This window comes from Streptomyces sp. NBC_01233 (assembly GCF_035989305.1).
Lineage (GTDB): Bacteria > Actinomycetota > Actinomycetes > Streptomycetales > Streptomycetaceae > Streptomyces.
The window spans coordinates 8,176,788-8,190,017 of record NZ_CP108514.1 but is presented as its reverse complement, the minus strand read 5'-3'; the positions used below and the strand labels follow the sequence as shown (position 1 = coordinate 8,190,017).

General features: G+C 73.7%; 8 protein-coding genes. 4 read left to right on the top strand and 4 right to left on the bottom strand.

The window, feature by feature from the left end; genetic code table 11:
* Nucleotides 1–113 precede the first annotated feature (113 nt).
* The 3 genes from OG332_RS38330 (at nucleotide 114) to OG332_RS38320 (ending at nucleotide 8,048) form a co-directional block, all read left to right on the top strand.
* A complete protein-coding gene (locus tag OG332_RS38330; protein ID WP_327417748.1) occupies nucleotides 114–1,334 on the top strand; it encodes an MMPL family transporter in 1,221 nt (406 codons plus the stop codon).
* Nucleotides 1,331–5,467, top strand: coding sequence for a type I polyketide synthase (locus tag OG332_RS38325; RefSeq protein ID WP_327417747.1), 4,137 nt, complete (start codon nucleotides 1,331–1,333; stop codon nucleotides 5,465–5,467). Before OG332_RS38330 ends, OG332_RS38325 begins: the two co-directional genes overlap by 4 nt.
* A gap of 130 nt (nucleotides 5,468–5,597) precedes the next feature.
* Nucleotides 5,598–8,048, top strand: coding sequence for a SpoIIE family protein phosphatase (locus OG332_RS38320; protein ID WP_327417746.1), 2,451 nt, complete (start codon nucleotides 5,598–5,600; stop codon nucleotides 8,046–8,048).
* Between the two features lie 45 nt (nucleotides 8,049–8,093).
* On the opposite strand, the gene OG332_RS38315 is transcribed toward OG332_RS38320, so the two are convergent.
* The 4 genes from OG332_RS38315 to OG332_RS38300 form a co-directional block, all read right to left on the bottom strand.
* Nucleotides 8,094–9,086, bottom strand: a complete 993-nt coding sequence (locus OG332_RS38315) for a serine/threonine-protein kinase (RefSeq protein ID WP_327417745.1) — start codon at nucleotides 9,084–9,086, stop codon at nucleotides 8,094–8,096.
* Nucleotides 9,087–9,381: 295 nt separating this feature from the next.
* Entirely contained in the window at nucleotides 9,382–9,990 is a 609-nt protein-coding gene (locus tag OG332_RS38310) for a hypothetical protein (RefSeq protein ID WP_327417744.1), read from the bottom strand.
* A gap of 241 nt (nucleotides 9,991–10,231) precedes the next feature.
* On the bottom strand, nucleotides 10,232–10,717 hold the full coding sequence (locus OG332_RS38305) for a hypothetical protein (protein ID WP_327417743.1): 486 nt from the start codon (nucleotides 10,715–10,717) through the stop codon (nucleotides 10,232–10,234).
* 102 nt (nucleotides 10,718–10,819) lie between these two features.
* Nucleotides 10,820–11,425 carry a hypothetical protein gene (locus OG332_RS38300; protein WP_327417742.1) on the bottom strand — a complete coding sequence of 202 codons (606 nt, stop codon included), beginning with the start codon at nucleotides 11,423–11,425 and terminating at the stop codon, nucleotides 10,820–10,822.
* Between the two features lie 334 nt (nucleotides 11,426–11,759).
* On the opposite strand from OG332_RS38300, the gene OG332_RS38295 reads away from it, so the two are divergent.
* Nucleotides 11,760–12,728: a zinc-binding dehydrogenase gene (locus tag OG332_RS38295; protein ID WP_327417741.1), complete on the top strand. Its 969-nt coding sequence runs from the start codon at nucleotides 11,760–11,762 to the stop codon at nucleotides 12,726–12,728.
* Nucleotides 12,729–13,230 lie beyond the last annotated feature (502 nt).

The following is a 13,230-nucleotide window of genomic DNA, read 5'->3' as shown; positions in this document are numbered from 1 at the left end:
AAGGTACGAACAGCCGGGGCTACGACCCCGTCACTCCTCCGGGCACGGTGGAAATCGACCGTCCTGCGCCAGTGCAGGACAGGACCGATACGCCACCCGGATCGGAGGCATCCGTGTCCCGTCGCGCAGGGGTCTTCGTGACCCGCCGCCCCCGACTCGTGCTCTTCGCCGCGCTCGTGTTCCTCGTCGTGTCCGCCGTTTTCGGTGCGGGGGCGACCGGCCGGCTGAAGACCCAGGGATACGACGACCCGCGCTCCGAGTCCAGCCGCGCCGCCCACCTGGCGGCCGAGGGCCTGGGGGCGTCCCCCAACCTCGTCGTCGTCGCGCAGGCCCGCGGCGGTTCCGTGGACGACCCGGCGGCCCGCAGCGAGGGCGAGGCCCTGACCAGCCGCCTCGCCGCCCGGCCGCACGTCAGCGCCGTGACCTCGTACTGGACCGGCGGCGCGGCCGAGCTGCGCGGCCGGGACGGTGACGCGGCCATGGTGGTCGCGCACGTGGACGGCGAGGGGGAGCGGCTCGGAGCCCGGGTCAAGGAACTGAAGCGGGAACTGGCCGCCCCGGCCTCTCCAGGGACGGCCCTGGCCCTGCACGTGGGAGGGACCGCGCTCGTCGACGCCGAGCTCCAGGACCTCTCGGAGTCCGACCTCAAGCGCGCCGAGGCCGTCGTCCTGCCGGGAACCCTGATCCTGCTGGTCCTGGTGTTCGGCAGTGTGGTGGCCGCTGCTCTGCCCCTGCTGATCGGGGTTCTGGCCATTGCCGGGACACTGCTGGTCCTGAGCGTCCTCGGCTCCGTCACCGGCGTGTCCGTGTTCGCACTGAACCTCACCACCGCGCTCGGCCTGGGGCTGGGCATCGACTACGGGCTGCTGATCGTCTCGCGGTTCCGCGAGGAGCTGGCCGACGGGTACCGGCCGCGCAACGCCGCGATCCGGACCGTGCGCACGGCGGGCCACACGATCGTCTTCAGTGCCGCCACGGTCTCCGCCGCGCTCGCGACGCGTCCGCGGAGTCCTCGTACCGGCGCTCATGCGTCTGGCGGGCGGCCTGAACTGGTGGTCGCCGAAGCTGCCGAGGCGCAAGGTGCCGCGCCCGGCGTCCCGTCCGCCGCCGCTCCGGAGATGCCCGCCGGGCCGGTGCCCTCCACAGGGCCGGACCTCGGTCCGTACACCCGTCCGCCCCCACGACCGCGCCCGCGCACCCGCGCGCCGCTGACCACCGGGGCGCAGGCCGCGTACCCGGACCGCCCCGTTCCCGCACACCCCCGTTCCCGCACGTCCCCCTCCCGCAACCCCGGCCCCGTCCGGGGGATGCACGACAAGGAAGACCCGTCATGACCGACATCGCCATCACCGGACTCGGCTGCCGCTTCCCCGGCGCCCCCGACATCCGCGCCTACTGGAAGCTCCTGATGGGCGGGGAACGCCAGTTCTCCGCCGTCCCGGCGGAGCGCTGGAACCACGAGGCCTTCCACCAGCCCGGCGACCGCTCGGCCCCCAACGCCGCGTACACCGACCAGGTCTCGTTCCTGGACGACGTGGACCGCTTCGACGCCCTGCACCACGGGGTGCCGCCCGCGCGGGCCCGGTCCATGGACCCGCAGCACCGGCTGATGCTCGACATCGCCCGCGAGGCCCTCGACGACGCGGGCATGGGCCGCGGCGACTTCGACCGGGAGAACACCGGGGTCTTCTTCGGAATATCGGTGTCCGAGTACAAGGACCTGATGGCGGCCCCCCTGCGGGCGATCTGCCTGGCCGAGGGGATGCGGGGGGCGGACCGCCCCGGCGACCTCGACGCCGTCAGGGAGCAGGCGGCCGAGCTCGGCACCATCCACTCCTCCACCCTGCCCGGGAGCCTGCTCAACATGGCGTCCGGCACCGTCAGCCGGCAGTTCGACCTCGGCGGCCCCAGCTTCGCCGTCGACGCCGCCTGCTCCGGCTCACTGGTCGCCCTCGACCAGGCCGTCGCCCAGCTGCGCCAGGGCACCTGCCGGATCGCCGTCGTGGGCGGCGTGTACCTCAACCTCACCCCGGACAGCCTGGTCGGCTTCTCCAGGCTCCGCGCGCTGTCCGCCACCGGGGTGTGCCGTCCCTTCGACGAGGAGGCCGACGGCTTCGTCCTCGGCGAGGGCGCCGGCGCCGTCGTCATACGCCCGCTCGCCGACGCCCTCGCGGACGGCGACCGCGTCTACGCGGTGATCAAGGGCATCGGCTCGGCCAACGACGGAGCGTCCCCCGGACCGCTGGTCCCCACCGCCGAAGGCCAGCTGCGCGCCATGCTCCGGGCCTACGACGACGCGGGGGTCGCCCCGTCCTCCGTGAGCTTCATCGAGGCCCACGGCACCGGCACCGCCACCGGCGACCGAGCCGAAGTGGAGGCCCTGCGCCGGCTGCGCACCGAGTACCCCGACGACGACCCCTCGCTGTGCTACCTCGGCTCCGGCAAGGCCCTCATCGGGCACTCCCTGTCCGCGGCGGGCATCGCGGGCCTGATCAAGACGGCCCTGGTCGTCCACCACCGCACGATCGTGCCGCAGCCCGACACCACCCCCCATCCCGACCTGGGCATCTCCGCCGCGGGCCTGCGCTTCGCCGACACCGCACGGCCCTGGCCGAGCGCGGGCACCCCGCGACGCGCCGCCGTCAGCTCCTTCGGCTTCGGCGGCACGAACGTGCACGTGGTGCTCGAGGAGCAGCCCGCCCCCGCCCCCGGCACCTTCCCGGTCCGCGCCGAAGGGCCCCGGCCCCAGCTGCTGCTCCTCTCGGCCGGCAGCCCCGAGCTGCTGGAACAGCACATCGACGAGGTGCTCGACATGCTGGAGGAGGCCGGCCCCGTGCCGATCGCCGCGCTGGCCCACACCCTGGGCGCGCGGGAGCCGCTGAAGACGCGGCTCGCGATCGTGGCGGCCGGCACGGAGGAGTTCACCCGGCGGCTGCGCCGTGCCCGCGGGCAGCTGGCCGAAGGCGCCCGCGGCGACCTCGGTGACGGCGCCTTCGCCGCCGACGCTCCCCTGCCCGGGGCGGAGCGCCGCATCGCCTTCCTCTTCCCCGGTCAGGGCAGCCAGCGGCCGGGCATGATGCAAGACCTCTACGAACGGTTCCCGGGCTTCCGCACGGACGTCAACGTCCTCAGCGCCGTGGCCCGCCGGGACGCCGGCTTCGACCTCGCGGACCTGCTGTACGGCGAGTCCTCGGCCGCCCACGGCGACCCCGAGGAGCTCAGTCACCGGCTGACCGGCACCGATGTGTGCCAGCCGCTGCTCGGCACCGTGCAGATCGCCGCGACCCGGCTCCTCGCCCACTGCGGCATCGCGCCCGACCTCGCCCTCGGCCACAGCGTCGGGGAGTTCGCCGCCGCCGCGGCGGCCGGAGCGCTCACCGACGAGGACACCGTCCGGCTCCTGGTCCACCGGGGCGCGGCCCTCCGCCAGGCCGAGACCGGCCTCGGGGGCGGGATGCTCGCCGTCCAGACCGACAAGGAGACCTGCCGCCGGCTGATGTCCGGCATCGACGACGTGTGGCTCGCCTGCTTCAACCAGCCGCGGCAGGTCGTGGTCAGCGGTACGCCGCACGGGCTCGCCGCGGTGCGGCGGGCCTGCGCCGAGGCCGGGGTGGTCACGGTCGCGCTCGACGTGTCCAACGCCTTCCACTCGCCGCGGCTGGCCTCCGCCGAGGAGACCGTGCGCGCGGACCTCGACGCCCTGCGCATCGCCGGGCCCGTCCTGCCGTTCGTCTCGTCCGTGAGCGCGGAGGTCTGCGCCGACCCGGATGAGCTGCGCGGGCTGTGGGCCCGTCACGCGTCCGCTCCGGTCCACTTCGGCGACGCCGTCCGGACCGCCTACGACCAGGGGGCCCGCGTCTTCCTCCAGGTGACGGGCGGCAGCTCGCTCCTCACCTCGGTCCGCCGCAACCTCACGGGCCACGGCGACGTGCACGTCGTGGCCGCCGGGGAGGTGGCACCGGACGGCGGGCGCGGCTTCGTCCGGGCCCTCGCCCGGCTCGCGGTCCTGGGCGCCCCGGTCGACCCGCGGGCCCTGGTGCCCCGGGAGGACCGCCGCCTGCTGGACCTGCCGGTGGCGAAGCTCGACACCCGGTCCTACTGGGTGCCGGGCGGGCGCCCCTCCAAGAGGAAGGACGCCGGCGCCGCGGCCCTCCCGCCCGAGCCCGTAACGCCCGAGCCCGTAACGCCCGAGGAGACCCCGATGGACGCACCTGTGAACGCGGACGTGAACGACCCGACGGACGACCCGATGGGTGAACTGCTCCAGCTGGTCCGGCAGCAGGTGGCACTGATCGCCCGGGTCGCCGAGGCCCTTCCCGCGCGGAACCCGGCCGCGGAGATCACCGAGCCGGTGGAAGCCGCGCCGGTGCCCGCCGCCCCCGCCGACCCGCCCGCTTCTCGCGCGCCGGCCGAGGAGGAGCCCTCCCCGGCCGGGGAGATCGACGAGACCACCGCCGGCGTGCTCGCGCACGTGGCCCGGATCAGCGCGTTCCCGGTGAGCCACCTGCGCGTCGACCAGCTGCTGATCGACGAGCTCGGTTTCGACTCGCTGATGCTGACCGACCTGTTCACCGCCCTCACCCGGCAGTGGCCGCAGTGGACGTTCGACGAGAGCGCCGCCGACCGGCCGACCGTCGGGAAGATCGCCGCGATGATCGCGCACTCCTGCGGCGCGGACGCGGCGCCGGCCGCCGCACCGCAGGCAGTACCCGAGGCCGCACCGGACGCCGTACCCGCGGCCTTCCCCGTACAGCGGGCCGGCCACGGCGAGGAGGACCGGCCGGCGCCGCCGGCCGACCTGCCCACCGCCCCGCTGCCCGAGGAGCACACGCGGATCGAGTGCTTCCCCGAGGTCACCGCCCACGGCGAGTGCATCGCCGCGCTCAACGGGCTGGGAGTCCCCAATCCCTACTTCCTCGTCCACGAACGCGGTATGACGGACACGACCGTCATCGACGGCCGGGAACTCCTCTCGTTCTCCAGCTACAACTACCTGGGCATGGCCACGCACCCCCAGGTGAGCGAGGCGGCCCGGGACGCGATCGAGCGCTGCGGCACGTCGGTGTCCGCCAGCCGGCTGCTGTCCGGCAGCCGTCCCCTCCACCTGGAACTCGAGGCGGAACTCGCCGACCGGCTCTCGTGCGGGGCCGCGGTCACCCTGGCCAACGGGCACGCCACCAACGTCACCGTGATCGGTCACCTCGTCGGGCCCGGGGACCTCGTCATCCACGACTCCCTCGCCCACGACAGCATCCTGCAGGGATGCGCCCTGGCCGGCGCCTGGGCGCTCAAGGAAGCCGCGGTCAAGGCCGACCGGAGCAGCATCTTCGGCGCCGCCCCGCGCCTCGTCGAGGTCCTCGGCCTGCGCCCGCCCGTCCTCGGCGGCCGGCGTCGCGCGACGGTGTGGCGGGCGGGGGACGCGGTCCTCGCCCTCGTCCTCGCGCACTCCCCGCGTCCGGCGGGCTGAGCGCACCCCCCTTGCAGCACTGCGTTGGTGCTCCTTGCCCTGCCGGATGATGCTTGTCAGTGGAGCCCCTGGCCGTTCAGGTTGCCGTCGAACCGCGGCGAGGGAACGAGCGAGGGCGAGATGAGCGGCGATGGAGCAACTTCCCACCTCTCCTGGTGAGCGGCCGGAGGAGACGAACGCCTCCGACGGATCGACCTACACGGCCACGGCCACCCTCAGCGAACAGGGCATCGTGACCGAGTGGAGCGAGGACGCCCGTCGGCTGCTCGGCTACGAGCCCGCCGAGATCGTGGGACAGCCCGCCGCCCGCCTGCTCGCCGACGGCGCCCGGGACGACGGGGACGTCGACGAGAGCGCGGGGCGGATCCCCTCCGGGCAGGACCGGTGGAACGGCACCGTGGCACTGCGGCACCGGGACGGCCGGCGGGTGGAACTGAGACTGCTCGCGCACCGCTGGACGTCCACCGGCGGGAACACCAAGTGGTTCGTGGTGTCCGCCGTGCCGGGCGAGCCCCGTACACCCTGGGGCGACTCCCTGAAGGAGTGGACGTTCGCCCAGTCCCCCTGTTTCCTCGCGGTCTTCGACGCGGACCTGCGGCTGGTGCGGGCGAACGCCGGCATGGAGCGCGCGCTGTCGCTCACGGAGACCGAGATGCGCGGGCTGCGGCTGCCGGAGATCGCGCCGGATCCCGTGAGCGACGAGACCGAGCGCAGGATGCGCCTGGTGGTGGAGACGGGGGAGCCCCAGCACGTCGACGCCTTCGTCCGCCCCACGGGTACGCGGGCGGATCGCGGCCTGGCGGCCTCGCTGGCCCCCTTGCGTGACGCGGACGGCCGGGTGCGCGCCGTATGCCTGGCCGCGCACGAGAAGACCGGAACCGGCGGTGAGCGGCCGCAGCTGCTCCTGTCGGACGTCGACACCGCCGGCATCGGAACCAGCACGGACAGCGCCCGCACCGCGGAGGAGCTCGCCGACGCCGCCGTACCCCGGATCGCCGACTTCGCGGTCGTCGACCTGCTGGAGCCTCCCCCGCACGCCGACGAGCGCTCCTCCCGGCCGGCCCCGGGGCCGGTCACCGTGTCCCACACCGCCGTGCGCGCGCTCCTCGAAGGAGGCCTGGAGTCCCAGGTCCCGGTCGGCGGGACGGCCGTCTATCCGGCGCTGTCACCTCCCGTCGAGTGTCTGGCCGCGGGCCGCGGCGCCGTGTACGCGGCCTCGGACCCCAGCGTCGCCCGATGGGTGGCCCAGGACCCCGGAGCCGCCTGGATCAGTCAGTCCGGAACCCACTCGATGATGATGGTGCCGCTGCGTGCCGGAGGTACCACGCTCGGCCTGGCCGTCTTCAGCCGTCACCAGCGTCAGGAGCCCTTCCACCCGGAGGACCTGTGGCTGGCCGAGGAGCTGACGTCCAGGGCGGCCGTCAGCATCCACAACGCGCGCCGGAACAGCCGCGAGCACACCACCACCATGACGCTGCAGCGCAGCCTGCTCCCGCACTCGCTGCCCGATCACCCGGCGCTCGAGATCGCCTCCCGCTACCTGCCCGCCGGTACCGATGCCGGCGTGGGCGGCGACTGGTTCGACGTGATCCCGTTGTCCGGCGCACGGGTGGCCCTCGTGGTGGGCGACGTCGTCGGCCACGGCATCCGTGCCTCCGCCACCATGGGCCGGCTGCGCACCGCGGTGCGTACGCTGGCCGACGTGGACCTGCCGCCCGACGAGCTGCTCACCCACCTCGACGACCTGATCATCCACCTGTCCGCCGACGAGGGCGACCAGGGAGCCGCCGGGGAGGCCGCCGGCGGCATCGGCACCACCTGCCTTTACGTGGTCTACGACCCGGTCACCCGCCGCTGCACCGTCGCCCGGGCCGGCCACCCCCCGCCCGCCGTGGTCAGCCCGGAGGGCTCCGTCTACCTCCTCGACGTCCCGGCCGGGCCGCCGCTGGGCCTGGGGGGCCTGCCCTTCGAGACCCTCGAGACCGAGATTCCCGAGGGCAGCCTCCTCGCCCTGTACACCGATGGCCTGCTGCAACCCCGCGAGCGTGACATCGACGAGTCCCTGGACAGCATGTTCGCGGCCCTCGTGCTTCCCGCCTCCAACCTGGACACGGTCTGCGACCGCGTACTGGCGGCGCTGCTGACCCACCGTCCCGACGACGACGTCGCCCTGCTCGTCGCCCGGACCCGGGCCCTGCACGCCGACAAGGTGGTCGTCTGGGAGCTGCCCTCCGACCCGTCCATCGTCGCCCAGGCCCGCCGGTACACCACCGAGCAGCTGACGGCCTGGGGGCTGGACGAGGCCGCGTTCGTGACGGAGCTCGTGGTCAGCGAACTGGTGACCAACGCCATCCGTTACGGGGCGCCGCCGATCGAGCTGCGGCTGATCCACGACGACAGCACCCTGCTCTGCGAGGTCTCCGACGCGAGCAGCACCGCCCCGCACATGCGGCGTGCCCGCACCTTCGACGAGGGAGGGCGGGGCCTGCTGCTGGTCGCCCAGCTCGCCGAGCGCTGGGGCACCCGGCACTCCACGCTCGGCAAGACCATCTGGGCCGAGCAGTCGCTCGCCGGGTTCTGAGGACCCGGCTCCCCCACGCCCGGCCGCCGTACGGACCGCAGTGCCCTACGGTTCGCCGGTCGGGGCGTGGAAGACGGGCCTGGCCCAGATCGGAGGCTCCGGCGGCGGCTCCTGGGGTTTCACCCCGGACGACGGAGCGTCCTCGTGCTTGCTGCCGTTTCCGGCGGCGGCGCGCAGGGCTCCCACGAACTCCAGGCAGGAGTCGTAGCGGTCCTCCGGCACCTTCGCCAGGGCCTTGGCCAGAACCTCGTCGGCGGCGGGTGCGATCCCGGGCCGCCGCTCCGACAGGGGAGCCGGCTGGTCGTACTGGTGCGCCCACAGCAGCGCCACGTCCTCGTCGCGCACGAAGGGGGGCCCGCCGGTGAGGGTTTCGTAGACGACGCAGGCGAGGCTGTAGAGGTCGCACCTGCCGTCGACCGGCCTGCCGGTGATCTGTTCCGGTGCCATGTAGTCGAGCGTGCCCACGAACTCCCCCGCCGTGGTGAACCCGCTGAGCGACAGCGACTTCTTCGTCAGTCCGAAGTCCGTGAGGTAGATGTGCTCGGGGTGGTCGCTGTCGGTGCCCGCGGCGACCAGGATGTTGCCGGGCTTGACGTCCCGGTGCACCAGATCGTGCTCGTGGGCCGCGTCGAGCGCGGACGCCACCTGGGAGGCGATGCGCAGCGCCGTCGCGACGGGCAGCGGGCCGTCCCGGTCCAGCAGGGCCCGCAGGTCCAGCCCGGAGACGTACCGCATGGCGATGTAGAGGACGCCGTCGGTCTCACCGGCTTCGAAGATCGGCACGATGTGCGGGTGGTCGATCTTCGCGGCCACCCGCGATTCGTGCGTGAAGCGGCGCCGGAAGGTGTCGTCGCGGGCGCGCTCGGGGGCGATCAGCTTGAGCGCGACCGTACGGTCCAGGCGCAGGTCCTTCGCGGAGTAGACGACGGCCATGCCGCCGCGGCCGATCAGGCGCTCCACCCGGTAGCCCGCGATCTGCTTGCCGATCAGGCCGGACGGCCGGCCCGTGTACACGCTCAGGTCGGGTGCCGAGGCCATCAGACGCCCGCCTCACCCGGCCGGCCGGACGACGGCGCGGTGCCGAAGCGATGCCCGTGGGCGAAGGTGCCGATCATGCCGACCCCGTCCTCGATGGAGCGTCGCCCGAGGGACGACGTGGCTGAACGGGTCGCGCTCGACGCGACGGTGTCGGCCCGGGTGCGAAGGTCACGCGCCAGGCCGCTCTTCCATACCTGAAGTCTATCCAGTGATCCATACGAGTGCCCCTTCGAGACGGAACGGGTCCCCGGCACGTGGTGTGCCGGGGACCCGTGGCGTGGCGGTGGTGGTGGGGTCAGCCGATGCCGCCGGTGCCGCCGCGGCCGCCGAATCCGCTGGTCCCGCAGCCGACGCCGACGCAGAGGCCGCCGTCGCCGCCGAGGCCGCCTTCGCCACCGTCGCCGCCGGGGGACGCCGCCCCGCCGGTGCCGCCGTCGCCGCCGTTGACACTGCCGTGGCACACCCCGGCGCAGACCCCGCCCTTGCCGCCCGTCCCGCCGGTGCCGCCGCCCGGCCGGCCCGTCGTGCCGGTGCCGCCGTTGGCGCTGCCGTTGCAGAGTCCGGCGCAGATGCCGCCGCTGCCGCCCTCGGTGCCGTTGACCGAGCCGTTGCACTTGCCCGCGCAGACCTTGTCACCGACGCGGACCCCGTCCTTGTCGAGCTTGACCTTGCCGGTGAGCCGGTCACCGAACTTGCCGATCGCTCCGTTGCGGCCGAAGCGGTTCCCGCCCGTCTGGGTGTCACCGCCGCCGGGCGTCGGGACCTGCTGCTGACCGGCGGCCGCCTCGACCGTCTGGCTCGGCAGTGCCGGCGCCGCCGTGGCGACCGGTGCTATGGCACCGGCACCGATAAGGGTCGAAGAGACGAGAAGGCCGAGACGGAACTTCCAAGATCGCACGCGCATGAGATTCTCCCTTGCCTAGAAATTGATTTCCGCTACGCGGTTCGGTTGGCCGAATTCCGCGCCGTGGACGAGCCCTCCGGCGCACATGCTCGGGGCGCGCCGGCCGCATCGGGCCGGAGCGCCCCGAGGGGAATCGTCCTTGAGTCGTTTTCCGTCCCCGCCTGCCCGCCCTCGTTCCTCAGGTCCCTCAGGTCCCTCAGGTTCCTCAGGTCCCTCAGGTTCCTCAGGTCCCTCAGGTTCCTCAGGTGGGGGAGGAGAAGCCGTCTCCCATCAGGGCGAACCAGTTGCCCTCGATGTAGGCCTCCTTCAGGTCGTCGAGCTGGTCCTGCGACATGTCGTACTTCTTGGCGACCTTTTCCTTCATCTCGTCCGAGTCGTCGACCAGCAGGACCATCACGATGCGGACCTTGTCGACCACCGACAGGTCGGACTTCGACTTGTCGGGCAGGTCATCGAACCGGAAGCAGCCCACTCCGCCGGGCTTGCCGGGCTCACCCGGCTCGCCGGGCTTGCCGCCCCTTCCGCCCGCCCCGCCCTTGCCGCCCTCGCCGCCCTTGCCACCCTTGCCACCCAGCGCACAGTGCGTGGGCTGCTCGGCCGTGACCGAGGAGCTGGTGCCCGCCGGGGCCTTGAACTCCGACGCTTGCGCGGCGCAGGCCGTGCCGGTGACGAGGGCCAGGGAGGCCGCCGCCAGGATGAGCGGACGCTGCCAGGTGCACGTGAACATGGGGTACTCCGTTTCCGTAAAGCAAGAGGTTGGGGATGGGGGTTGCGGGTTGGGGGGGTGGAGGCCCGGAAGGCCTCCACCCCGTCGGATCGGGTCCGTCTTCTAGAAGATGGAGCCACCACCGGCACCGGCGTCGCCGCCGAGGCCACCGATCAGGCCGCCGAAGCCGCCGTCACCTGCGTCACCGCCGGCACCACCCTGGAAGAAGCTGAAGCCGCCCTCTCCGCCGTCGCCGCCCTTGCCGCCCTTGATCCGGCCGTCACCGCCGCCACCGCCGGCGCCACCGCCGCCGCCTTCGAGGATGCCGAAGCCGCCCTTGCCGCCCTTGCCGCCGTCGCCACCGAAGCGGCCTTCACCGCCACCGCCGCCACCGCCGCCACCGCCGCCGACGAGGAGCCCGTCGCCACCGCCACCGCCTTCGCCGCCCTTACCGCCGGTACCGGTGACGCTGCCGCCACCGCCACCGCCGGAGCCACCGCCGCCGCCGACCAGGCCGCCGCTCCCTCCCTTGCCGCCCTTGCCTCCGGCGCCTCCGTCGGTCGGGAGGAGGATGGAGTGCACGTGGTCGGGCATCGGAGCCGCCGTCGCAGCGGACGCCGGCAGGAGGATCCCTCCGGTCACCATGGCGGCCGAGGCGATCAGCGTCGCCAGGCGGAAGCCCTTGCGGTTGGGGCGGACAGTGCTGTTGGTGTACATCTTGCGGTTCATGACTTTCTCCTACCGATGAAGAGGGATATTGACCTGCCCGGATTTCCGGGACGGTGCGGCGATACTGGCGAGAGGAGGAATCCCTTTGCGAGGTTTTCCGTCTGTACCTTTCGCTTCGTTTCCTTTCCGCTCCTCAAGTAAGCCCCGGACGGCACCCCCGGGTCATGTTCCGGAATCTCGGGACTTGACAGCCATCTCAATGCCGGGTAAAAGTCCGCGCGGCCCTGCCCCGACGGGCCGGACGGCCACCGCTTGACCTCAACCGCGCTTGATATCCGAGGCTCACGGCACGGGCGCCGGAGAGACCGGAGGCCCTGGTGGAGGGGTGAGTGCCATGCGTGCGACACAGGCGATCGGGTTCGGCGGTCCGGAGGTACTGGTCCCCACAGAGGTTCCCGAGCCGGTGGCCGGCCCGGGGCAGGTGCTGATCGCCGTCGCGGCCGTGGACACGATCTTCGTGGAGACCCAGGTGCGCAGCGGGTGGGGCCGCGAGTACTTCCAGGTCACCCCGCCCTACCTGCCGGGCGGCGGCATAGCCGGTACCGTCCGCGCCACCGGCGAGGGCGTGGACCCCGCGTGGAAGGGCCGCCGCGTCGTCGCCGGCATCGACGGCGGTGGCTACGCGGAGCTGGCCCTGGCCCCGGCCGAGGGCCTGGCCCTCGTACCGGACGAGGTGTCCTTCACCGACGCGGCGGCCCTGGTGCACGACGGGGTGACGGCCGCCAGGCTGCTGGACAGCACGGCGCTGCGGCCCGGCGAGCAGGTGCTGATCCTGGGGGCCTCGGGCGGCATGGGCACCGTACTGGTCCAGCTGGCGAAGGCCGCGGGCGCCCGGGTCGTCGGCGTGGCCCGCGGCGACCACAAGACCTCCCTGGTACGGGAGTTGGGCGCGGATGCCGTCGTCGACGCGGCCCGCCCCGACTGGGTGGGCCGGGCCCGCGAGGCGCTCGGCGGCGCGGGCGCGGACGTCGTACTGGACGGGGTGGGCGGCGAGGTCGGCCTGGCCGCGTTCCCACTGGTGGCGACGGGCGGCCGGTTCTCGGCCCACGGCGCTCCGACCGGCGGCTTCGCCCCGGTCACCCCGGCGGATGCGGCGGCCCGCGGCGTCCGCCTGCTCGGCATCGCGGACGTCCGGCTGACGACCCCGGAGCGGGCCGCCCTCGCGGCGCAGGCCCTGCGGGCGGCGGCCGAGGGCACCCTGCGCCCGGTGATCGGCGCCACCTTCCCCCTGGAGCGCGCGGCAGCGGCGCACGCGGCGATCGAGTCCCGGGAGCTCGTGGGCAAGACCGTGATCACCGTGTGAGCGCTGTTCCGGTGCCGGAGGCGCCCTTCACCCTGCGGGCGGCACCTGCCGGCCGGGGGGCGCAGCCCGTCCTGCGGAGGAGAAGGCCGTACAGGATGAACGGAACGTGCTGACACCGTGTGCGCGGCGGAGCGCCGGAGGCCGGTCGGCTGGGCGCTGGACCGTCTGGCCGAGACCTGGGCCCCGTGCGCGAGGGTCGTCTGGAGGATCCGGAGCGGCTACGTACGGCTGGGCAGCGGCACCGTTTCGCGCTCCGCGGCTCTGCCGGCCGCCCAGCAGTGGAGGATCGGGGCGCTCTGGACCGGGCCGACGGGGCTGACCGCTCGGAAACGGGCACGGGGGCGCCGGCTCGCCCCCCGTGGTCCCGGATCCGGAGCTGAGCGTGCGGTGCCGGTGCCGGTGCCGGTGCTGCGACCACACGGCGCTCGCACGTGAGAGGACGGCGCGGGCCGCGGTGGTGGGCGGGGGCGAGCCGAGCGTCGTGCCCGTGCGGTCGCGGGGC